Below are 22,537 nucleotides of genomic sequence, written 5' to 3'. Positions count from 1 at the left end.
AATTTCTAAATATTAATGTTTAATAATCGATTGGCCTGTCATTTCTTTAGGCTGTTTTATTCCTAAAAGATCGAGCATGGTTGGCGCCAAATCGCCTAAAATACCGCCATCGCGCAATTCCAATCCTTCTTTTGTCACGATGACCGGTACAGGATTCGTTGTATGGGTCGTCATCGGCTTGCCGTCAAGCGTTACGACTTCGTCCGCATTTCCGTGGTCAGCCGTAATAATAGCGACGCCGCCTTTTTCTAAAATAAGGTCAACTACGCGTCCTAAACATTCGTCAACTGCTTCCACCGCTTTAATGGTCGGCTCTAGTTTACCGGAGTGTCCAACCATATCAGGGTTGGCAAAGTTTAGGATAATAGCATCAAATTTGTCTGCCTCGATTTCTTTCACAAGCGCATCAGCCACTTCATAAGCGCTCATTTCCGGCTTAAGATCGTAAGTGGCCACTTTTGGAGAATTGATTAAAATCCGTTCTTCTCCTGGGAATTTTTCTTCTCTTCCGCCGCTCATAAAGAAAGTAACGTGCGGATATTTTTCCGTTTCAGCAATACGCAGTTGTTTTAAACCGTTTTGCGATAGAACTTCCCCGATTGTGTTATCCAAGTTCGTCGGTTGGAAGGCCACATATCCTTTTACCGTTTCGCTGAAGTGAGTTAAACATACGAAATAGAGATTTTTCGGTGCTTTCGGACCGCGATCGAATTCACGGAAATCTTCGTTTGTGAAAGCATTGGAAATTTGAATCGCTCTATCCGGTCTGAAGTTGTAGAAAATAACGGCATCGTTGTCTTGGATCGTCGCAACCGGTTCTCCGTTTTCTTTCACCATCACAGACGGAATGACAAATTCGTCATAAATGCCGTTTGCATAGGAATCATCCACTAATTCAAACGGATCTTTATATTTTGGACCTTCGCCGTACACCATCGCATCATACGATTTTTTCACACGGTCCCAGCGTTTATCGCGGTCCATGGAATAATAGCGTCCGGAAATCGTTGCGATTTCGCCGACTCCATATTCTTTGATTTTTTCGAGCGTTTGTTCAATATACTTTTTCGCTGTTTTTTGGCCAACATCACGACCATCTAAGAAAGCATGTATATATACTTTTTTCACGCCTTCTTTCGCAGCGAGTCGCAGCAAGGCAAACATATGGTCAATATGGCTGTGGACCCCGCCGTCGGATAAAAGGCCGAATAAGTGAAGGCTTGTTCCATGTTTTTTCACATGGTTCATCGCTCCAAGGAATGTTTCATTGCGGTCAAATTCCCCTTCGCGAATCGCAATATTCACTCTCGTTAAGCTTTGATAGACAATCCGACCAGCTCCGATATTCAAATGGCCTACTTCCGAATTTCCCATTTGCCCGTCAGGCAAACCAACCGCTTCTCCGCTTGCTCTCAATGTCGCATGCGGATATTTGTTCCAGTAGCGGTCAAAATTCGGTTTTTTCGCTTGTGCTACGGCATTTCCTTTCACTTCATCCCTTAGACCAAAACCATCCAAGATGATTAATGCAACTGGTGCTTTACTCATGACTGCCTGCCTCCAGTAATTGTAAGAAAGATTTTGGATCAAGGCTTGCGCCTCCGACTAATGCACCGTCAATGTCCGGTTGTTTCATAAACTCTGCAATGTTTCCTGGTTTTACGCTTCCGCCGTATTGGATGCGGATTGCTTCCGCCGCTTCTTTTGAAAATTGTTCAGCGACTACTTGGCGAATGTGAGCGCAAACTTCGTTGGCATCTTCTGCTGTGGAAGATTTGCCCGTTCCAATCGCCCAAATAGGTTCATACGCAATAACGGTTTGTTTCACTTGCTCTTCTGTTAAACCTTGCAACGCTTTGCGGACTTGATCGCCGACCAATTCTTTTGTTTGTCCGCTTTCTCTTTGTTCCAACGTTTCCCCTACACAAATGATCGGGATTAAATGGTGACGGAATGCTGCCAAGGCTTTTTTATTGACCGATTCATCTGTTTCATTAAACATTTCCCGGCGTTCTGAGTGACCAATAATGACATATTGTACACCCAATTCTTCCAACGCTTTCGGACTGATTTCGCCGGTAAAAGCGCCGGATTCTTCGAAATGCATGTTTTGAGCGCCGATTTTGACCGTTGTTCCTTGGACCGTTTTAATCAATTGATCCAGAAAAAGCGCTGGTGAACAAATGACGCTGTCCACTTTGTCTTCGCCAGGTACGGAATCTTTTACTTCGTTGGCAAATTGAAGAGCTTCCGTGAGCGTTTTATTCATTTTCCAGTTTCCCGCAATAATGGGTTTTCGCATGGTTTTTGCCTCTCCTTTCTTTTGCGACTTCCATTACTTATCGTTAAGAGCGACAACGCCAGGAAGTTGTTTTCCTTCCATAAATTCCAGAGAGGCGCCTCCGCCTGTCGAGACGTGATCCATTTTATCAGCTAAATGGAATTTTTCCACTGCTGCCGCTGAATCACCGCCGCCGATAATGGTAAAAGTATTTTCGGCATCAGCAAGAGCTTGCGCAACAGCTTTTGTTCCTTCCGCAAACTTATCCATTTCGAATACACCCATTGGTCCGTTCCAAATCACCAATTTGGAATTTAAAACGACTTCACGATATTTTTTGCTTGTTTCCGGTCCAATGTCTAAAGCTTCCCAATCAGAAGGAATTTCCTCAATGCTGACTACTTTTGTATTGGCAGTTTCAGAAAAGTCGTCTGCCACGACAACATCGATCGGCATATAGAAGTTAACGCCTTTTTCTTCGGCTTTTTTCATAAAGTCTTTTGCCAGTTCAATTTTATCTTCTTCAAGCAACGACTTGCCCACTTCATAGCCTTTTGCTTTAACGAACGTGTAAGCAAGACCGCCGCCGATGATTAAGTTATCGACTTTATCCAAAAGGTTGTCGATGACGCCGATTTTATCTTTTACCTTTGCTCCGCCGATAATGGCCGTAAATGGACGATCCGGATTAGAAAGCGCATTGCCGAGAGCTTCTAATTCTTTTTCCATCAAAAATCCTGCCACGGCCGGCAAATATTTCGCGATCCCTTCAGTGGAAGCGTGAGCGCGATGGGCAGCGCCAAAAGCGTCATTCACATAAATATCTGCTAATTCAGCAAACGCTTTTGCCAGTTCAGGATCATTTTTTTCTTCGCCGGGATGGAAACGAACATTTTCAAGGAGGAGAATGTCGCCGTCTTCCATTTTCGCAATTTCTGCTTTCACTTCATCGCCATAAGATTCATTCGTTTTACGAACATCTTTATGAAGAAGCTCGGAAAGGCGTTTTGCCACCGGCGTCAGGCGCATTTCTTCCACCACTTGTCCTTTCGGGCGTCCAAGATGGCTAGCAAGGATCACTTTTGCCCCGTTTTCGGACAAATATTGGATCGTCGGGAGTGCAGCACGAATTCTCGTGTCATCCGTTACGTTTCCGTCTTTCATCGGAACGTTGAAATCAACGCGGCAAAAAACTCGTTTTCCTTTTACATCCACGTCTTTAATCGTTTTTTTATTCATAGCAAAAGGCCTCCTTGGTTTTCGAAGATTTTCCAGCCAAGATTTTTCATGAAAACGGGGAGGGGGGATGAATCCCCCGCTCCCCCTTTCATCCCACTCTTATTATAGATGTTAGGATTTCAATTTCCAATATTCTTCAGTTTATATTAAAGACCTTTTTGAGCGATGTAGTCCACAAGGTCTACTACGCGGTTAGAATAACCGAATTCGTTGTCATACCAAGAAACAACTTTCACAAGGTTTCCTTCGATAACCATTGTGGAAAGGGCATCGATAGTAGAAGATTCAGTTGTTCCGTTAAAGTCGCGGGAAACAAGCGGTTCTTCTGTGTAAGCAAGGATGCCTTTTAATTCTCCTTCTGCTGCTTCTTTTAATACAGCGTTCACTTCTTCTACTGTTACTTCTTTGTCAAGTTCCGCAACTAAGTCTACAACGGAAACGTTTGGAGTAGGCACGCGCATAGCCATACCGTTTAATTTTCCTTTTAATTCAGGCAATACAAGCGCAACAGCTTTTGCAGCTCCAGTCGTAGTCGGAATGATAGATTGAGCAGCTGCACGAGCACGACGATAGTCTTTATGCGGCAAGTCTAAAATTTGTTGGTCATTAGTGTAAGAGTGAACAGTTGTCATCATACCGCGGCGAATGCCGAATTTGTCATTTAACACTTTTGCAAATGGAGCTAAGCAGTTTGTTGTACAAGAAGCGTTCGAAATAACATGGTGTTTTGCAGGATCATATTTATCTTGGTTAACACCCATAACGATCGTAATATCTTCTTCTTTTGCAGGTGCGGAAATAACCACTTTTTTAGCGCCTGCTTCTAAATGTTTTGCTGCATCTGCACGTTTTGTGAAACGGCCAGTAGATTCTACTACTACTTCTACACCAAGTTCTCCCCAAGGAAGATTAGCAGGTTCGCGTTCTGCCACAACTTTAATGCGTTTTCCGTTTACTACTAAAGAATCTCCGTCAACGCCTACTTCAGCATCAAGAGTGCCATGAACAGAGTCATATTTTAAAAGATGCGCCAACATATTGGCATCTGTTAAATCGTTGATTGCAACAATATCCACATTTGGGTTATTTAATGCTGCACGAAAAACATTGCGTCCAATACGACCAAAACCATTAATTCCAACTTTTACTGCCATTTTGAAATTCCTCCTTCATAGTTTCAGGATGATGGTAAAATTTATCCTTTAAAAAGGGTTAAATCCCTTTTAAAAGCATTTTTGCTGCTGCTTCATCTGTAATGAGCACCGTTGATTTAGGCGCGCTTTTCAAATAAGCGAAAATCGCTTTACCTTTAGAAGCGCCGCCAGCTACCGCAATGACATCTTTGGCCTTTGATAAGTCTGACAGCTGCAAACCGATAGTGGAAACTTTATGTACTACTTTTCCTTCTTCATCAAAGTAGTAGCCAAAAGCTTCTGCGACTGCCTTTGCTTTGACGAGTTTTTCCATCTCCGCCGGGCTCGTATTTCTGCGTTTTGCCATAACCATAGCATCACCGATGCCATGGAGAACCATATTAGCGGATGATATCAACGTCAAAATTTCCTTAATCGGTTTTTCCTTCATCAATGAAGCATACACTTGTTGGCTGACTTGGTCCGGTGCATAGAAAACCCGGTATTTTTGGCCCGTATTCTTCGCCATTTTGGCGCAAATATAATTGGCTTGATTGGATACATCTTCGCCAATACCTCCGCGAGCAGGGACAAACGTGATTTTTTTATTGGAAAAATCGGGTGTCAGTGTTTCAGCAACAGCCGCCATCGTAGTTCCACCTGTTACGGCAATGATATTTTCTCCCAATAATCGTTTTTTGATACTTCGGGCACATGCACGCCCCATTTCTTGTTTTACCCAAGGAGAAGTATCGCTGTTGCCGGGCACAATAAACACAGCTTGGATTTGAAAATATTCCTTAATCCTGTTCTCCATTTGGTTAATTCCCGAAATTTCCCGCATCATGTCTTCAATTTCACGCAAAATGGTTTTCCCTTCGTCGGTAATCACCATTCCGGTGGAGCGAATCTCAATCAGATGCTGTTTTTTCAAAAATTCAACTTCGCTGCGAAGCACCCTCTCCGTCAAGCCGACTGCTTGGGCCAAAGTACGCCTTCCTACAGGGCCGGACAGCCAAATGGATCTTAAAATTTCATAACGTTTTTGCATGATTTGCAGCAGGTCTGGTACTAGCTTTTTTTGAACTTCAAGAAATGTACTCATTCATGCTTTGACTCCTTTATTCAGTTGGACATTTTTAGTCCCGCATAGACTTATTATGTCCCACCTGCTGTAAAAAAAATGATCCCTGCTTGCGATTTTATTGTAGCAAGGATAATGGAAGAAATCAACGATAAAGAACACGATTTTACAAACCCTTCCTATTTCGTTAACAATATTGAAATATTTTTTATTTAAGCCGTCCCAACAACGTGGGGTAATCAACACGTCCGTACTGGATCATTTCGCCGTCATATTCGACAACGGGTATCATCATGCCGTACTTTTCCATCCATTCATCCTTCTCTTCAATATCCCGTTCTTCTATTTTCAATGGCACTAATTCGCCGACAAGCATCAAATTCATTTTTGCCTCCAAACATAACGGGCAATCTTTCTTTGTATAAAGCACTATATGTTTCACGGTCGTTCCTCCTGTTTCATCCCAATTGGTTCCACCAATCATCATAGGCAACCTCCCTTTTGTGGAAACGTCATTTAATCCGCTTTTATCATCGATCAATCTTTCGTTCAACCTGTTTTGCGAGACATTCCGATCCGACAATCCCTTGTCATCGAGAGGCATACATTGAAAAATCATGATTTTCCTTTTCAATATTAAAGCTGCGAACCAATCCGTATTTGTTTTTTCGATTCAGTCATCCGGACGGACGATCGTCATGACTCATATCGCTTTCTTTTGGATGACGAAGGGATATGCAGTTGATCTCGATATTTAGCGACTGTTCTTCTTGAAATCATGATTCCTTCCATCTTAAGTCGATCACATATTTCTTGGTCGGAAAGCGGGTGTTTTTTATCTTCCTGCGCTATCATGTTTTCGATCAACCCTTTCACCCGTCGGCTGGATATTGCCTCGGCGTTGTCTCGGGCAGGTACGGCGTTAGTGAAAAAATAGCGAAGTTCCAACGTACCATAAGGAGTTTGCATATACTTTCCCCTCACAGCCCTGCTGACGGTTGATTCATGAATTCCGAGTTCTTCCGCAATTTCCTTCATTGTCAAGGAAGTTAAATTTTGCGGCCCTTTCAAAAAGAAATCCCGCTGTTTTTCCACTATTTTCAATCCAACTTTTTGAATGGTTTCTCTCCGCTGCTCCAAGCTTTTCAGCAGCCATTGATAATCTTGGAATTTTTCTTTTAAAAACATTTTCAACTCTTGGTCATGATTGTTGGAGACTTCTTGAAAGTATTCTTTTTGAAAGACAATTTTAGGCATTGTCTCATCCAAAAATTTCAATTCTATTTTCTCCCCGTGCATCGACACGGACATATCAGGGATAATATATTCATTTGACCGGCTCGATTGAAAAGCCGCTCCAGGACGAGGATTTAACGTTTGAATATAATCTGAGGCTTTTTGAATGTCGGACAATTCCACTTTTAATGTTTTGGATAACCCTTTCCATTTTTTCTCTGCAAATTCATGAAAGTGGAAGCGGATTATTTGTTTTGCTAACGGAGGCGCATTTGTATCTCTATCCATTTGCAGAAGCAGGCAATGCTGGAGATGGTATGCACCGACACCGGCCGGCTCCAGTTCTTGAATGATCGAAACAGCTGTTTGTACTTCGTCCACCGATGTTTTCAGCAAAGCAGCCGCTTCTTCCGGACGGATGGTTAAATAGCCGTTGTCATCTAAGTTCAGCAGCAAAAAATCGAGCACTCTCTGAATCGTTTTTGACACTTTGATTCCGGACAGCTGCAAACGCAAATAATCCGCAAGCTGATAAGAATGATCGGCAATTTGTTCAATCCAATTTTTATCGTCATGAATCCTTTTCGTCTGCTTGCGGCTTCTCCACCTATCGAAATATTCCATCGGCGGAGTCTCTATCTGAATAAACGGATTTTCCATCGTTTTTTCTTCTAAATATTCCGCCAATTCTTGCGAGGAGTATTGAAGCAGTTCAATCGCTTGCGACAGTTCTTGAGTCATCGCCAGCTTCTGCGTTTGCTGAAGCCAAAGCCCGCTTTTCAATTGCATACTCATGTTTCTCCCTCCTCCTTATTGTTGTTTTACAATATATGATCATTCACGATTCATGTTTTAAAAGCGCTTTCATTTATTATTTTATAAAGATATCCACCGAAAATGAACTATTTTTTCAAAAAATCCAATTTTTCGACAATATTCAACCTTCCCTGTCAACGGAAAACGGGTGGACCAAAAAAGCCTATCCATCCAGCTGCCCAAATCGCAAAAAAGCCTTTTGCCCCACCCGTCCTATCATCAAACTAAATAACACCTGCAGACCGAATGTGATTCCAATCGATCGGGAAAATAAAATACGAACATCGCCATATGTAACAAAACCACAAAAGAATTTTTTCCTTCATTTTTGTTTCACTTCACGGAAGTTTTTTGATTACATTTATTCCGTTAATCCTTCATATTGCGGTAACGGGTAAGTGGAAAAATCCAATCGTTTATAGCGAGGAATTGAACGAGTATACCATCCTAATTCCTTAGCAAACTCTCTTCCTGGAACATAAACGGTTCCATTTTTTGTTTCCACATTGACGGACAATGTTTTGGTTTCTCCATTTACTTGAATTTCATTGCTTCCCGGTGTGAGTTGAATCGTGGTTCCATTATATTGAACAGTTTTGCCATCATTGGACACCGTGACAGTTGGTACTTGGGTAAACAACCCCTTGACATCGACCATCACTACACCGGATTTTGTATAGGTTGGTTGAACTTGACCAACCGTCACTTTGTCGTGACCGTACACGCCAAATTGAGTATATGGAATATGCAAGTCGATCCAATACTGATTAGGTTCTGTCGGTTGAGAAGGCATAGTAACCGTTACAGGATCATCTTCTAAGAAAGGAGCATTATAAATTTCCGAATCCTTATAAGCCTTACCGTTGAATGAAATAATTTCATAATCCGGATAATGAGCGTTTATCAACGTTTTTTGAGATAGTAAAGACTGTGTTTCATTTTTTAAATAGGTTTCAGGATCTGGAAGATTTTTATAGGCATCTTTTGATTGATGTAGTTCGTTGTAAAAATCTTTTAACAAATCAACGTCTGCTACAATGCCCCCTCCAGGTACCATACCATCAATTCTCCGAACCAATCCTGCACTCGCAGCACGACTAATTTCATCATAAAGTGCCTTCGATTCTGGAACATCCTTAAAATGGCTGTTCCCTTTTGGCAATTTCAACGCTCTAGCAACCATACCAGCAAATTGTCCTCTTGTTACCTTTTCATCTGGATGAAATTTTCCATCAGAATAACCGGAGACAACGCCGCGTTCTGCTAGTTCCACAATAGCTGAATAAGCATAGGAACTTTTCGGGACATCTCGAAAGTCGCTGTCAGCAGCAAAAGCAGGCCTGCCAGCAAAGCCTCAAAAGCCAAAGCACCTGCAAAATTCTTTTTCTTCAATTTATATGCCTCCTTAAATCCAGAAAAATCTCATTACTTTTATTATACAAAATCATCTTTCTTTCATGGTGATAAATTCCATTTAATCCTTTTTTCAATCGGACCATTGCCGCTATCTGTTTAAGTTCATCGATTGATAAAATTTCAGCAAGCTCCCTTTATGGTTATAACCTTTTCAGTTTTTTATGAGAATTGGTTTGGTTTTATCAAATAAAGCTCTCTTTATGTCTATTGCCCAAAAACGATAAAATGAATCAAAGGGATCCCGGCATCAAAACAAATCACCCTCTGGATTTTTTAATATTTCAAATGTTAAGATTATTTTAAAGAAAAATCCACAGAAAGCAGGGATATACGTCATATGAAGGATCGTAACATTGAAATCATCCACTTTGCTATAGGACTTCCCAAAACGATGCAATACGGCAATCAGAAGGAAATGAAAACCGGGATATGCAAGAACAAAACAGAAGAAGCTTTTCTTACCAAAGAAGGTTTTCGCGGAGATGGAGTGGCCAACTTAAAATACCACGGAGGCCCCGACCGTGCCGTCTGTATCTATCCGTATGAACATTATCAGTTGTGGGAGAAAGAATTTGATACTTCATTGCCTCCTTCTGCGTTCGGAGAAAATCTGACCGTGGCCAACATGTTAGAGCAAGATGTTTGTATAGGGGATATTTATCAGTTGGGAGAAGCGGTCATACAAATCACGCAAGGGAGAATTCCATGCAGCACTATAACCAGAAGAACGAACATACAAGGTCTACTTAAGAGAATGGTAGAAACGGGCTATACCGGTTATCTGTGTAGAGTTCTAAAAGAAGGCACTGTCAGACACAATTCAAAGATCGAATTGATTCAACGCCATCCGCAACAAGTTTCCATCCTTTTTGCCAACGAAGTTTATTTCCACAGACAGAGAGACGCAGAAGGGATAAAAAAAGTATTAGAGGTTCAAGAATTAGCCAAATCATGGCGTGAATCGTTAAAAGAGCGCTTAAATAAATTAACGGCGTCTGTTTAGCATTCCGATTACAGAACGGGTTTGGTATTAAAAATCACCATAAAACACATCTTTAGATCAAATAACCACGCGGCAGTGCTTTTTTCGAAAAGTAAAATGTTTCGGGGGTGGAAAAAACAAAATCAAGAAAGAGGTTCCCTTTCTTACTTTTATAAACCACCATTTTTGTAGAAAGAGGCGACCTTTCTATGTTGAAGAATCATAAAAACAATTGTAACGATTTACAAAAAAGAGTTCTTCTTTCGAAAAGAAAAATTCCACAAAAAACTTGACTCACACCTAAAAGGGGGACAAGTTGCCAAAAAAATGATCATACGGTATACTGACTATAAAGAATGACATATGTTAATAATGCAAGGATTTTCTGAGGATGGAACAGGCAGCCATCGCCCTTGGTGGAGATGCGGGAGTGCCACCCCGCCTAAAATCCTTGCCTGCGGAGCCATAGCCGACAAAGCTATGGCTTTCTTATTTGTTTTAATGCTCCCTTTTTCTTATACTTTTGGATTTTTTCATCTCCCATAATAAACAGCGTACGAGCATAATACATCCATCCCTCTATTGCTTGCCCTGACAGCGACTAAAACATGATCATCTTTATCCTCATCATAAAATACTTTTATATATTCAATTGAATCTTTTTTGGGATGTTTAGCAACATAATCAGGCGAGTTCAGTATTTCAGTTAATTTGTCTCCGTACTTCTTAAAGTCCTCCGGATGTTCATTTCTCATATGTTTCAGGTTTGTCTCACCTACGAAAATTGGCGTATTGGGACTCACAGATAAATTCAATATATTTATGACGATTTCGTTTATTTCGCCAACCTTTTCCGGCTTCATCGAACTCTCTCCTACTCATTTTTCTTCTCCTTCCAAATTTCCTCTTCAGTTTCTTTAGTTATGTCTGTAATTGTACAAAAAAGAAAAAGCCAAGTTGTTTTTATTTGACACTATCATAGTAGCAGGCTTTTTTCCGTATTAGAATGGTTTCAAAAAACATACAAATAAAAAAATATCGTTTAATACATATGAATCACTAGGGAATTCATTTAGTTGAAGATAGAGTTACTCCTCATCTCTTTAATGGGCATATACTATGATTTTTGGCAGTGAATAAATCAAAATAAACCGATTTAAATATGTGAAAAACCGAAGCAAATAGCCATTAAAATATTGATCCAAAGCATGTAAGAAAGAGGCTTATCGAACCAAAATAGGCGTTCAAGAAATCGAGTAGGAGGGAGCGATGAACTCCCGTCCTCTCACACCACCGTACGTACGGTTCCGTATACGGCGGTTCAATTAAGATCATTGACGCAAGTCTTTATAACTTCCGTGAATAGCTGTTCTCTTTATGCCAGTGGTCACTCCACCCTCCAAGAGGTCTCCCACGGGATTCACCGCTTCCTCCCTCAAGTGAGGTACTACGTTTTCTGTGTTCATCATGACTCACTGAATACCAAGGGCTATTCTCTCTTAATTGTTCGGTCCTTCTTAGTTGTTCTAGACCAACTAATACTATGACCTCTGCTGACTTCTGACGGTTCAGCTACTTATCACTAAGTAGGTTATGAAGAGTACTTCACCTATCCGCCAGACCTCCCCGGGTAAGTACATGCACTTTCACACCATCTATCCGCCTCATTTACTCGATATGACCTTCGACAGAAAGAGCTTTGTTTTGTTATGCAAACTCACTCAATCATACCTAGCCTTATATGAGGTTCGTGTTCCTCGGTCCGGTGTTTTGCCTCCAGCTTCCTTCAGATTCCGCGTCACCACGGACACCCTTGCTCTTGGCTAACCTCTACTTCTGTCTTCGGGGTTCGGGACTTACACCCTATAGTTCATGTACATGCCGGGCGCACATAAAAAACACCCTAAATAGGTGTTTTTTATTTTTTAAAGTTTCGTAGGTTTTTAATTAGAACTTTTATCTTTGGGTGTTTTCCGATAAACAGTAAAATAAATAAATGCAAAAAGGAAGAATAATGTTTGAATCACATTTGTTACTATTTTTAATTCCGAATAATCAAAAAAGATATGACCGAGACAATACGAACCTGTTACAACAATCAGAAATTTCAAAAGGGATTTCATTATTTCCATCTCCTGTTATTTGCTTAGAATAGTAAAAATACAATTGCTCTAGCTGTGATTCCTGCTAACCAACTTGACACGCCAATACTTTTCAATCGTTTTTCTATAGCATCTTCTATTGTTCCACTAAAGTCAATAACAACATTAAGAGTACTCATAACTCAGCTTTCGCAGTCCAAAATCTTGTTTAAATGCTTGATGTAAATAGTTTTGGGAAGTACAAAATTATCATTTGACATTTTTTAAAACATAAAGAAAGACACCTATTCTTTTGGTAAAATATTGGTGACGAAACCAAATCCAAAAGAAAGGTGTCACCACTATGATAACGAATAAAGACTACTTTGCGCAATTACCAAAAGAAATTAAACAAGGATTTTCCGAATTAAATATTGGATATCATTTAAGAAAAGCGAATATTACGAAACTTTCCGGGTATTCTTGTCTTACTGTTTTCAAACTGATTTTTCTTTTAGTCTTCCAATATAAGAACTGGTTTCGTGCTTTTATGAGTAAACGATCTCAGGATCTGCCCGGAAAGGATACAGTCTATCGCTTTTTAAATACACCAACCTATCATTGGAGAAAGTTTCTGCTTTCATGAAGCAGTGAAATGATCCGTCTGCTTCAACCATTAACTTCAAAAGATCGTGTCACAGCTTTTGTGATTGATGATTCTGTCTTTTCAAGAAACCGTAGTAAGTCGGTTGAACTGTTGGCTAAGGTTTTTGATCACTCTACCCATCAGTACTTGAAAGGGTTTCAAATGCTTACCCTTGGCTGGACCGATCGTTTTACTTTTATTCCCGTTGATTTTGCTCTTCTAAGTTCACCGAAAAAGGAAAATCGCCTGCAAGAAAACAATACCAATATTGATAAACGAACATCTGGCTATAAGCGTCGCCAGGAAGCTCTGAAATCAAAACCGGACGTGGCTTCAGCTTTACTTGATCATGCGCTTGAAAAAGGGATTATAGCTGACTATGTTCTCATGGATTCCTGGTTTACACAAGCGCCTTTAATTGAGAAGATTACGAACAAAGGGTTATTTGTCATTGGCTTGGTGAAGCAATTAAAGCAGCGATACGTTTACAATGGTGAACGTTTCACACTGAATCAACTTTACAAATTGGCAAAACCTCACATGGGTAAAAAAGACATTCGCGGATCCGTTTATGCTACTTTAGACAATGGAATTCCAGTAAAAATTCTATTTGTACGAAACCGTAATAAACGGAGCGAATGGCTTGCCATTCTCAGCACAGATACAACATTAGAAAATGAAGAGATCATTCGTATTTACGGCATGCGTTGGGACATTGAAGTCTTCTTCAAATGCAATAAATCCCTTTTAAATTTAGAGAAAGAATTCCAGGGACGTTCCTACGACATGTTAATTAGCCATACAACCATTGTTTTTACACGATATATTCTCATTGCTTGGCAAATGCGAAAAGAGGAGGATCCTAAGACGATTGGCAACCTTTTTTACATCCTTTGCGAAGATGTAAAAGACATAGATTTTATTACTGCCCTTCAATCACTTATTGACCTTTTCCAAACTTTGGCGGAAGCCGAGGTTTCTTTGAACATGGACATCTTTAAAAATCAAATGAATAAATGGTTGGCCACTATACCTAATTATATCAAGCAATGCTTAAATATTTCTGTGTGCGAAAGTTGAGTTAATTATATAAAAACGTCAACTTCATTTGACCGAAATTTTTGAGTTTAAAATAAACCTGCGCTTCCAGATAACTCTCAAAATTCCTGTACATTTAAGGCAACTAATAAATCAGCTAAAATTAAGCACAAAAAACGGTGTTCCCACGAATTCATTTTCGCTGAAACACCGTCTTATAGAAGCGCCCGACAAGTTGATTTAGCGATGGAGGAGATTTTCCGTGATGCAAAATAACCGTGTAAAATTCGTGCAAAATTTTTTCAAAATCTATAGGATTCTTTCGGATTCTCGAAAAAGAAAAAACGACCGCAAATGCAGTCGTATCAAGGTATTAAAGAAATTCAATCCGAACCAATCGGATACTTGAAACGCCCTCGGCAGGAATCGAACCCACATTTCAAGAACCGGAATCTTGCGTGTTATCCGTTACACTACGAGGGCATATAATGAATCAGTACGGTTTTAAATTATAATGAAAAAACAATCATAATGCAAGAGTTTTATGGAAAAAACTTTGTCTTCCGGCGGATTTTAAAAGTTTAAATTCGAACGGACATGGGTACAATGTTCGATGTGTACAAAAAAATTATTTTTTATAAGCTTTTATGTTTGACCTTTATTGACCTTCATTGTATGATTACATTACATAAGTTTCTCTTCGCTAGAAATTTTATGAAGAAATTTGAAAAAGGAGGAAAGTTGGTATGAACCTAATTCCTACAGTCATTGAACAAACAAACCGCGGGGAACGGGCGTACGATATTTACTCACGTTTGTTGAAAGACCGTATTATTATGTTGGGCAGCGCGATCGACGACACTGTCGCAAACTCTATTGTAGCTCAGCTTTTATTCCTTGAAGCAGAAAATCCGGAAAAAGACATCTCCATTTACATTAACAGTCCCGGCGGAAGCATTACAGCCGGAATGGCGATTTATGATACAATGCAATTTATTAAACCGGATGTCCAAACAATTTGTATCGGGATGGCCGCTTCCATGGGAGCATTCTTGCTTGCAGCAGGAACGAAAGGAAAACGTTATGCTCTTCCAAATGCCGAAGTGATGATCCATCAACCGCTTGGCGGCGCACAAGGTCAAGCAACCGAAATTGAAATTGCCGCTAAACGCATTTTGTTCTTAAAAGATAAATTAAACAAAATTTTATCAGAACGCACCGGCCAGCCGCTCGAAGTCATTGAAAAAGACACAGACCGCGACAACTTTATGACGGCTCAACGCGCCAAAGAATATGGCTTAATTGACCATATCATTAGCCGAAACGATATCAGCAAATAATTTCGTTTGCTCCCATCGAGCGGAGAATCGCCTCGTTCGATGGATTGTCTTTTCCTAACATCAGGAATAGAGAGAGTCCAGTGGTTAAGGCGGATAAGACGAATTTGGTTCGGTTCCCTCACCATCAAGCCCAGAAAGCCAAATATAACAGGCTGATACTTCATCAAAAGTATCAGCCTGTTTTGTTAATCTTCATTTTCAAGAAATTCCGTTAACGCTTCCAATGCTTTGTCTTCATCATGACCATCAGCGATTAACCGGATCTTCGTACCCGATCCGACTGCCAAACTCATAATTCCCATGATGCTTTTGGCATTCACTCTTTTTTCGTCTTTTTCTACATAAATTTCCGATGAAAACCGGTTGGCCTCTTGTACAAATAAAGCAGCAGGCCGCGATTGCAATCCCGTTTTCAGCTTAACTTCCACCATCTTTTGAATCATTTTTCACAACCCCTTTTTTTATGATTCAACTGCGGCCCTTCGCCACCCGTGTCATCACACATCGGTTGGCTAAGGAGCCGCAAACATTTTGCTCGGTTTTGCCAGCCGCACCGGCTTTTTTCATGCTTGATGTTTTTTCGTAATGGTTTCGCCGGCCCGCAATTTTTCAGCGATCTCATCAATTTTTCTTAGGCGGTGATTAATGCCGGATTTACTGATTTTCCCTCCGGATACCAATTCACCTAACTCTTTCAACGTTACATCTTGGTGTTCCACTCGAAGCTCAGCGATTTCTCTTAATTTTTCCGGTAAAATGTCCAATCCAACGGTTTCTTGGATATAACGAATGTTCTCCACTTGCCTTAGCGCTGCGCCAATCGTCTTATTTAAATTCGCTGTTTCACAGTTGACAAGACGATTCACCGAGTTGCGCATATCGCGCATAATGCGGACATCTTCAAAGCGGAGCAACGCTTTATGGGCGCCGACAATATTGAGAAATTCAGCAATTTTCTCGGCTTCCTTTAAATAGGTGATATATCCTTTTTTTCTTTCCAGCGTTTTGCTGTTGAGATAAAAGGTGTTCATTACTTCACACAATGAATCATTATGCTCTTTATAAAGGGAAAAAATTTCTAAATGATAAGAAGATGTTTCCGGATTATTCACAGACCCACCCGCTAAAAACGCTCCTCGCAAGTACGACCGACGACAGCACTTCTTTTTTATCAATTCCGGGGAAATGTCATGAATAAACGAAAAATTTTCCCCGAGTATATACAAGTCCTCTAAAATTTGCTTCGCTTTTTCTTTTAAGCGGACGATATAAACATTGTTCTTCTTAAGCCGCATTTTTTTACGAACAAGCAATTCGACCGGCACATCGTACAATTTTTTAATCAGAACGTAAATTCGTCGGGCGATGGCTGCATTTTCAGTCTGAACGTTGACAACCAAAAGCCGATTGGAAAAGGAAAGTGCCCCGTTCATTCGAATGAGCGCCGAAAGTTCGGCACGAGCACAGCATTCCTTTACTTCCAAAGTGGTCAGTTCCTTTTTTGTTTCCGAAGCAAACGACATCCCCGCCACCTCCCATTCTGAGACTATCGTCTGCTTAGCTCAGATCCGTTTTCAGTTATTTTTACCAATAACGAGTATAATATTTGAGCAACTCGATCGGTGTCATGTCGAATGATTCCATCCTTCACAGAGACGATTTCTTCATAAAGAATGTTCAAACCAAGAGCCCGAAGCTCATCCGGGTCAAATATAACAGGCTTGGCCAGTTCTTTTTCATACCTTTTTTGAATTTCTTCCGGTATTGGTGTTTTATTGACTAAAATCGTATCAATACAAGGCTGATTCAAATGGCGGTGGATCGCCTTTACGTGATCGCTTGCCGTATAATCAAGCGTTTCCCCTGCCTGAGTCATCAAATTGCATATATACACTTTATGCGCTTTCGCCCGGGATACTTCCCGTCCAATTTCCGATACCAGCAAATTAGGAAGAATGCTTGTGTACAAACTTCCCGGACCGACAACAATTAAATCAGCTTCCCGAATAGCCGTAATCGTTTCTGGAAGCGGTGCCACATTATCCGGAGTTAAAAATACTCTCCGTATCCTTTTTCCGGAATATGGAATTTTTGATTCTCCTGAAACGATGGTACCATCGTCCATCACTGCATGCAATACTACACTTTCATTGGCTGCCGGAAGTACTTTTCCGCGCACATTTAAGACACGGCTCATTTCTTGAACCGCTCGCACAAAATCCCCCTTAATCGAGGTTAACGCGGCAATCATCAAATTTCCAAGAGAATGCCCACACAGTTCATTTGAAGTCGTGAACCGATGCTGAAAAAGTTGTTCAATCAGCGGTTCCACTTCTGACAGGGCAGCCAACACGTTGCGGATATCTCCGGGAGGCGGAATGGACAAATCATTTCTTAATCTTCCGGAGCTCCCGCCATCATCCGCTACGGTCACAATGGCTGACAAATCAATAGGATATTTTTTCAACCCGCGCAGCAAAACAGGAAGGCCCGTTCCACCGCCGATGACAACCACTTTCTTATCAGAAGCAGGATTCATGTTGTCCTTTCCTTTCTTTTTTAATATCGCGATGGCTGATGCGTGTTTGGTAGTCTTTTTCAAAATAATGGCCGATATATTCAGCCAGTGCAACCGAACGATGCTGCCCTCCGGTACATCCTATGGCAATAACCACCTGACGTTTTCCTTCCCTCTTGTAATGAGGAAGCATAAAAGCAAGCAAATCGGTTACTTTTCCTAAAAATTTTTGTGTATCACTCCACTTGAGCACATAATTATACACTTCATCATCCATGCCTGTTTTTTTTCGCATATGGTCAATGTAATACGGATTGGGCAAAAATCGAACGTCAAATACCAGATCCGCATCAATAGGAATTCCGTGTTTAAATCCAAATGACATGACATTCACAGTAAAGATCGACTGTTTATTCGCGGAAAATTCTGTTATGATCTTATCCCGCAAGTCTTTCGGTTTCATATTGGAAGTATTGTAAATCAGCTGGGCACGACCCTTCAAATCTTCCAACAGCTTTCTTTCCTGCTGAATACCTTCAAGAGGCAGTCCCGAAGGAGCCAGCGGGTGCGATCGACGCGTTTCTTTATAACGGCGCACAAGAACAGAATCATCGGCATCTAAAAACAAGATTTGCGGGCTGACCCAATCAATCTCTGCCATGTCATCCAACGCTTTAAACAAATGTTCAAAAAAGTCTCTGCCCCTTAGATCCATAACAATAGCAGCTTTGTTTATTTTATGACCAGTGTCTTTCATGAGTTCCAAAAATTTCGGCAACAGTGTAGGCGGAAGATTATCTACACAATAATAGCCAAGATCTTCGAAACTTTGGATGGCAACTGTTTTTCCCGCCCCCGACATTCCAGTAATAATCACTAATTGGATATCCGTTGTTTTTGACTGTGAGCTCATCGTGGAACCCCCTTCATTTAACTTGGATCTAAACGATAGGATAACAGTTGAAAATCAGGCGTGTATGTAAAGGTTCCGTAAATCATTCCTTTTCCGTGAATCATATAATCCAAAATATGCCGGTCCCCTTCCGCCATCGGCAGCGTATGAATGGAGTCAATCGGATGCCAGGCAAGGTTTCCTTCTTCGGATGTCTTAAGGGATAATCCCTCGCTTTCTGTAGCGAAAAAAGTAAACAACATCCATTCTGAAGTGATTTTTTCTCCTTCTTTTATCAGAATGGTAAAGATCCCTTTTACATTCGGATTTCGAAGGTAGATGCCGGTCTCTTCCCGAAATTCACGGATGACCGCTTCTTTAATGGATTCGCCTGATTCCATTTTTCCACCGGGAGCCACCCACCATCCTCTGCGCGGTTTTTGCAGAAGCAGCACTTTTTCATCTTTTATTAATAGACAATTTGTTACTCGTTGCATGTTCTCACCTCAATGGCCGCTGAAAACCGTTTTTCTGTTATCTTTTCCCCGCACCAAGGGGCAGTAAGTCCTTCTCTTGTTTTGAAGGAAACGAAAAGCTGTAAACTTGGGGACAACTGCCCCTATGTGCCCGATTGGTTCTACTAACCATCAGGGGTCGTGAAGCACCGCTGATGGAAGTTTCACTTTATCCCGCACTAAGGGGCACTCTTGACTAGAAGACTATAAGTCCTAAGACTGGAGCAACTGCCCCTATATGCGGTCAACTAAGTTCCACCTTATTCTTTTTATTATACTATGAATGAAGACAGGTACTCAATTCAAATGCAAAACCGATATTTTTTCTAAGAAAAAAACACAGGCTGCAACACCTGTGTTTCAAAAAGGGATTCTTTTAAAAAAGAGGGGAATTTCATCTGCCTTTACTATACAGCATCATTGTTGCAGATTGATTACAACATAATTAAGCTTTTATGAAGATTAACAAATATTCCCTTCTTATTTCACGCCCAATTTTTCTTTTAATTCTTCCACATAGCGTTGGGCGCTTTGAGCTGCGATGCTTCCATCTCCGGTTGCCGTGACAATTTGGCGAAGATTCTTTTCTCGGACATCTCCTGCGGCAAACACTCCAGGAACGCTTGTTTCCATTAGTTCATTCGTTACAATATATCCGGCTTCATTGGTAATATTCAAGTTTTCAAACGGCTTTGTCAACGGAACCATTCCGATATAAACAAAGACTCCGTCCGTTTTGAATTCTTTTTCTTCACCCGTTACGGTATTGACCAATGTTACAGCGTTCACTTTGCCGTCTTTTCCATGAATTTCCTTAACGGTGTGGTTCCAAATAAAGTCAATTTTTTCGTTTTCAAAAGCGCGTTGTTGGAGAATTTTTTGAGCGCGAAGCTTGTCGCGACGATGGACAATGGTTACTTTGCTGGCAAAGCGAGTTAAATAAACGCCTTCTTCCACAGCGGAGTCTCCACCGCCGACCACAACCAGTTCTCTTCCTTTGAAAAAGGCGCCATCGCAAACCGCACAGTAGGAAACGCCGCGTCCGCCAAATTCCGATTCACCGGGAACCCCTAATTTCTTAAACTGTGCTCCTGTCGCAATAATGATGGACCGAGCCTTAAATTGTTTCGTACCGGCGTCTACCGTTTTATATTCTTCGCCGTCAATAATTTGTTTAATATCGCCATAAGCGTATTCTGCACCAAATTTTTTGGCGTGTTCGAACATTTTGTTGGATAATTCAGGTCCTAAAATGCTGTCATATCCAGGATAATTTTCTATTTCTTCCGTATTCGTCATCTGACCGCCCGGAACGCCTCTTTCAATCATCAACGTAGACATATTGGCTCTCGAGGCATACACAGCAGCTGTCATTCCTGCCGGGCCGGCACCAATAATAATGACATCGTAAATTTTCTCTTCCGCCACGTAAGACACTCCCTTTTCTCATTTGTACATATTTTTTGTTCCGAAAGACGTTTATTCGAGACTGAGAGTCAAATCGTGCTCTCGCGTTTACAGAGACTGATAAGCAAGTAATTCAAATTTACTATTGAAGCATACATCTTTGCTTTATTATCTCCTGCTATCTCTATCCTATAAGACAAAAGAAATTGCGTCCAACTATATGCTTATACCGGAGATTTCTTTTTTGATGGCTTGAATGTATCGACGCAAAGTGGCGGGAGAGATATGATAAATTTCAGCCACTTCTTTTTGAGACGCTTTTTGATGCCGCAGTTTTTTCCAAATGTATTCAATCGCTGCAGCATACGCCTCTTTTTTTTGCAGTCTTGGGCGTTTTGTAAGAATGGAGGCAAAAAAAGAAAACCATAGCAAATAAACACCGATTTGTTCGATTCCTATCGGCCGGAAACGTTCATACAATATTTGCGCTGTTCCATGTCCTATTTCAATGGCAGGGCTTGCATCCATCGGTTTCAATTCCATGTCCAGCACTTTAGCTAAATAAATTTTTTCTTGAAAGGTTAAATTTTCAATATCACAAAAGCTTGGATCCGCCGTGATGGCTTTTTTATCTTCCCGTAACGAAAGCAAAAACATGCCAAAAAGCCGTTCTTCTATATATTCGCTGTTTAATCTTTTGATGATGGAAGATGGTACATTTTCTATCCCTTGATGAAAATGAAAATCTTCTTCATTCCAAGGCTCCAAACCGTCTTTTTCCGGCGCCATCTGCAGCACTTGTTCCCAAGCCGCACGGGCCGTTTTGTGATGGCCTGTGTGATGAGCGGCATACGAAAGCCAGTAATAAAAATTCACATCCCCATCAAACCCTTTTTTATAGAGGTTTTTCAGCCAAAAATACGACTCTTCGTACCGGCCCACTAATGCAAAAGTCGTACCTAGTTTGTATTGATGCTCCATCAGGATTGGCCGCACTTTTTGAAGCGTGGCGATGATCTTCTGCAGTTCTTCTTCATTTCTCCCATAATACATAAACACGGCGGTGTTGCAAAGCGCGTGAAGGTTGCCAGGGCTTTTCTCCAATACGTTGTCAATCACTTCAAACGCTTTATCCGTTTTTCCTAAATAATAATAGGCCAAAGAAAGATTATTATACGCTGCCCAAAATTCCGGATAGTTGTCAATGATTTTGTTTAACACTTCAATCGCCGCTTCAAATTGTCCGGCTTCCAATAAATTGCGCGCTTCTTCCTGCAGCGATATCAACTCATCTTGAACAATGAGTACGTCTTCCGCTTCTTCCGCATCCATTTGAATCACTTCCAGCAAATCTTCGGCATCCTCGCTGAATTCCCCGTCAGGATCTTTTTGCAAATATTCATTCACATGTTTGAACGCTTCTTGAAACATCCCCATATGGGCATAGTTATTTGCCAGAAAATAATGAACTTCATTCATAAACGGATCCAAATCATTCGCTATCATGATGAGCAACCGATTAGACTCTTCGTAATTGCCCAGTTCCGTTTCCACAATTGCTAATTGGCAGGCTATCACAGGTTCTAGAGGCTCCAACTCAAATGCTCGTGAAAAATATTTTTTTGCTTTATTTAAATTTCTTTGTCTATATGCCTTTAATCCTTTTTTAAAGTAATATTCACCGGTAGGGATGAAGGAAAGGATTTTCCCTTTCTCATCTTCTATATTTGAGCCTTTTCTCATAAATGTCCTCCAAAACGTACTTAATTAACTACAGTAGTATATCATATATCAAACTCTGACGAAATATGGCGATCTGTAATATTAAAAGCCTGTTTTCAAATGTTTATTTAACGCTTTTTAGTCAACTAATATTCTTTCCGGAAAGAAACAGCGCAAAATAAGCCGGCCCC

General features: G+C 40.8%; 19 protein-coding genes, 1 tRNA gene and 1 pseudogene. 3 read left to right on the top strand and 18 right to left on the bottom strand.

Annotated elements, in window-relative coordinates; all coding sequences use genetic code 11:
* Positions 1–12 precede the first annotated feature (12 nt).
* From gpmI to N1I86_RS16180, 9 genes are all read right to left on the bottom strand, one after another.
* Positions 13–1,548, bottom strand: a complete 1,536-nt coding sequence (gene gpmI / locus N1I86_RS16220) for a 2,3-bisphosphoglycerate-independent phosphoglycerate mutase (protein ID WP_003353514.1) — start codon at positions 1,546–1,548, stop codon at positions 13–15.
* On the bottom strand, positions 1,541–2,302 hold the full coding sequence (tpiA, locus tag N1I86_RS16215) for a triose-phosphate isomerase (RefSeq protein WP_341097482.1): 762 nt from the start codon (positions 2,300–2,302) through the stop codon (positions 1,541–1,543). The genes gpmI and tpiA overlap by 8 nt, the downstream gene beginning before the upstream one ends.
* 33 nt (positions 2,303–2,335) lie before the next feature.
* The gene (locus tag N1I86_RS16210; RefSeq protein WP_048622611.1) at positions 2,336–3,520 is read right to left on the bottom strand and encodes a phosphoglycerate kinase; all 1,185 of its coding nucleotides are present in this window, start codon (positions 3,518–3,520) and stop codon (positions 2,336–2,338) included.
* Positions 3,521–3,666: 146 nt separating this feature from the next.
* Entirely contained in the window at positions 3,667–4,674 is a 1,008-nt protein-coding gene (gap, locus tag N1I86_RS16205; RefSeq protein ID WP_003353519.1) for a type I glyceraldehyde-3-phosphate dehydrogenase, read from the bottom strand.
* A 58-nt stretch (positions 4,675–4,732) separates the two neighbouring features.
* The gene (locus N1I86_RS16200) at positions 4,733–5,758 is read right to left on the bottom strand and encodes a sugar-binding transcriptional regulator (RefSeq protein WP_341097480.1); all 1,026 of its coding nucleotides are present in this window, start codon (positions 5,756–5,758) and stop codon (positions 4,733–4,735) included.
* A 187-nt stretch (positions 5,759–5,945) separates the two neighbouring features.
* Positions 5,946–6,356, bottom strand: coding sequence for a glutaredoxin family protein (locus N1I86_RS16195; protein WP_341097477.1), 411 nt, complete (start codon positions 6,354–6,356; stop codon positions 5,946–5,948).
* A 77-nt stretch (positions 6,357–6,433) separates the two neighbouring features.
* Entirely contained in the window at positions 6,434–7,768 is a 1,335-nt protein-coding gene (rpoN, locus tag N1I86_RS16190; RefSeq protein WP_341097475.1) for an RNA polymerase factor sigma-54, read from the bottom strand.
* A gap of 382 nt (positions 7,769–8,150) precedes the next feature.
* Positions 8,151–8,972 carry a copper amine oxidase N-terminal domain-containing protein gene (locus N1I86_RS16185; protein ID WP_341097474.1) on the bottom strand — a complete coding sequence of 274 codons (822 nt, stop codon included), beginning with the start codon at positions 8,970–8,972 and terminating at the stop codon, positions 8,151–8,153.
* 80 nt (positions 8,973–9,052) lie between these two features.
* Complete coding sequence (locus tag N1I86_RS16180) at positions 9,053–9,181, bottom strand: hypothetical protein (protein ID WP_261794227.1); 129 nt, start codon at positions 9,179–9,181, stop codon at positions 9,053–9,055.
* Positions 9,182–9,542: 361 nt separating this feature from the next.
* On the opposite strand from N1I86_RS16180, the gene N1I86_RS16175 reads away from it, so the two are divergent.
* Entirely contained in the window at positions 9,543–10,208 is a 666-nt protein-coding gene (locus tag N1I86_RS16175; protein WP_003353525.1) for an MOSC domain-containing protein, read from the top strand.
* 512 nt (positions 10,209–10,720) lie between these two features.
* Here the strand turns inward: N1I86_RS16175 and N1I86_RS16170 are convergent.
* Positions 10,721–11,050, bottom strand: a complete 330-nt coding sequence (locus tag N1I86_RS16170; RefSeq protein ID WP_341097471.1) for a PBECR3 domain-containing polyvalent protein — start codon at positions 11,048–11,050, stop codon at positions 10,721–10,723.
* Positions 11,051–12,632: 1,582 nt separating this feature from the next.
* On the opposite strand from N1I86_RS16170, the pseudogene N1I86_RS16165 reads away from it, so the two are divergent.
* Positions 12,633–13,994: pseudogene (locus N1I86_RS16165) on the top strand (IS4 family transposase).
* Between the two features lie 369 nt (positions 13,995–14,363).
* Here N1I86_RS16165 and N1I86_RS16160 read toward each other — a convergent pair.
* Positions 14,364–14,435: transfer RNA gene (locus N1I86_RS16160), tRNA-Arg, on the bottom strand.
* A gap of 263 nt (positions 14,436–14,698) precedes the next feature.
* Between N1I86_RS16160 and clpP the strand changes: the two genes are divergently transcribed.
* Positions 14,699–15,292 carry an ATP-dependent Clp endopeptidase proteolytic subunit ClpP gene (gene clpP, locus N1I86_RS16155; protein ID WP_003353530.1) on the top strand — a complete coding sequence of 198 codons (594 nt, stop codon included), beginning with the start codon at positions 14,699–14,701 and terminating at the stop codon, positions 15,290–15,292.
* Between the two features lie 185 nt (positions 15,293–15,477).
* On the opposite strand, the gene N1I86_RS16150 is transcribed toward clpP, so the two are convergent.
* The 7 genes from N1I86_RS16150 to N1I86_RS16120 all read right to left on the bottom strand — a co-directional run bounded on the left by N1I86_RS16150 (position 15,478) and on the right by N1I86_RS16120 (position 22,367).
* Positions 15,478–15,735, bottom strand: coding sequence for an HPr family phosphocarrier protein (locus N1I86_RS16150; RefSeq protein ID WP_003353532.1), 258 nt, complete (start codon positions 15,733–15,735; stop codon positions 15,478–15,480).
* 120 nt (positions 15,736–15,855) lie between these two features.
* Positions 15,856–16,815, bottom strand: coding sequence for a DNA-binding protein WhiA (gene whiA, locus N1I86_RS16145; protein WP_003353533.1), 960 nt, complete (start codon positions 16,813–16,815; stop codon positions 15,856–15,858).
* A gap of 23 nt (positions 16,816–16,838) precedes the next feature.
* Positions 16,839–17,831 (bottom strand): gluconeogenesis factor YvcK family protein, encoded by a 993-nt coding sequence (locus N1I86_RS16140; RefSeq protein WP_003353535.1) that lies wholly within the window; start codon positions 17,829–17,831, stop codon positions 16,839–16,841.
* The gene (gene rapZ / locus N1I86_RS16135; RefSeq protein ID WP_003353536.1) at positions 17,815–18,723 is read right to left on the bottom strand and encodes an RNase adapter RapZ; all 909 of its coding nucleotides are present in this window, start codon (positions 18,721–18,723) and stop codon (positions 17,815–17,817) included. The genes N1I86_RS16140 and rapZ overlap by 17 nt, the downstream gene beginning before the upstream one ends.
* Before the next feature lie 17 nt (positions 18,724–18,740).
* Positions 18,741–19,199, bottom strand: coding sequence for an 8-oxo-dGTP diphosphatase (locus N1I86_RS16130; RefSeq protein WP_003353537.1), 459 nt, complete (start codon positions 19,197–19,199; stop codon positions 18,741–18,743).
* 498 nt (positions 19,200–19,697) lie between these two features.
* On the bottom strand, positions 19,698–20,645 hold the full coding sequence (gene trxB / locus N1I86_RS16125) for a thioredoxin-disulfide reductase (protein ID WP_003353538.1): 948 nt from the start codon (positions 20,643–20,645) through the stop codon (positions 19,698–19,700).
* A gap of 195 nt (positions 20,646–20,840) precedes the next feature.
* Positions 20,841–22,367 carry a tetratricopeptide repeat protein gene (locus N1I86_RS16120; RefSeq protein WP_003353539.1) on the bottom strand — a complete coding sequence of 509 codons (1,527 nt, stop codon included), beginning with the start codon at positions 22,365–22,367 and terminating at the stop codon, positions 20,841–20,843.
* Positions 22,368–22,537 lie beyond the last annotated feature (170 nt).

Source organism: Bacillus sp. FSL W8-0116 (genome assembly GCF_038003825.1).
Lineage (GTDB): Bacteria > Bacillota > Bacilli > Bacillales > DSM-4216 > Bacillus_O > Bacillus_O smithii.
The sequence above is the reverse complement of the archived record's forward strand: the minus strand, read 5'-3'. Positions and strand labels throughout refer to the sequence as shown.

Coding starts and splice junctions, on each gene's coding strand:
- gpmI (WP_003353514.1), bottom strand. CDS start 1,548: ATGAGTAAAGCACCAGTTGCATTAATCATCTTGGATGGTTTTGGTCTA.
- tpiA (WP_341097482.1), bottom strand. CDS start 2,302: ATGCGAAAACCCATTATTGCGGGAAACTGGAAAATGAATAAAACGCTC.
- N1I86_RS16210 (WP_048622611.1), bottom strand. CDS start 3,520: ATGAATAAAAAAACGATTAAAGACGTGGATGTAAAAGGAAAACGAGTT.
- gap (WP_003353519.1), bottom strand. CDS start 4,674: ATGGCAGTAAAAGTTGGAATTAATGGTTTTGGTCGTATTGGACGCAAT.
- N1I86_RS16200 (WP_341097480.1), bottom strand. CDS start 5,758: ATGAGTACATTTCTTGAAGTTCAAAAAAAGCTAGTACCAGACCTGCTG.
- N1I86_RS16195 (WP_341097477.1), bottom strand. CDS start 6,356: ATGATTTTTCAATGTATGCCTCTCGATGACAAGGGATTGTCGGATCGG.
- rpoN (WP_341097475.1), bottom strand. CDS start 7,768: ATGAGTATGCAATTGAAAAGCGGGCTTTGGCTTCAGCAAACGCAGAAG.
- N1I86_RS16185 (WP_341097474.1), bottom strand. CDS start 8,972: ATGGTTGCTAGAGCGTTGAAATTGCCAAAAGGGAACAGCCATTTTAAG.
- N1I86_RS16175 (WP_003353525.1), top strand. CDS start 9,543: ATGAAGGATCGTAACATTGAAATCATCCACTTTGCTATAGGACTTCCC.
- N1I86_RS16170 (WP_341097471.1), bottom strand. CDS start 11,050: ATGAAGCCGGAAAAGGTTGGCGAAATAAACGAAATCGTCATAAATATA.
- clpP (WP_003353530.1), top strand. CDS start 14,699: ATGAACCTAATTCCTACAGTCATTGAACAAACAAACCGCGGGGAACGG.
- N1I86_RS16150 (WP_003353532.1), bottom strand. CDS start 15,735: ATGATTCAAAAGATGGTGGAAGTTAAGCTGAAAACGGGATTGCAATCG.
- whiA (WP_003353533.1), bottom strand. CDS start 16,815: ATGTCGTTTGCTTCGGAAACAAAAAAGGAACTGACCACTTTGGAAGTA.
- N1I86_RS16140 (WP_003353535.1), bottom strand. CDS start 17,831: ATGAATCCTGCTTCTGATAAGAAAGTGGTTGTCATCGGCGGTGGAACG.
- rapZ (WP_003353536.1), bottom strand. CDS start 18,723: ATGAGCTCACAGTCAAAAACAACGGATATCCAATTAGTGATTATTACT.
- N1I86_RS16130 (WP_003353537.1), bottom strand. CDS start 19,199: ATGCAACGAGTAACAAATTGTCTATTAATAAAAGATGAAAAAGTGCTG.
- N1I86_RS16120 (WP_003353539.1), bottom strand. CDS start 22,367: ATGAGAAAAGGCTCAAATATAGAAGATGAGAAAGGGAAAATCCTTTCC.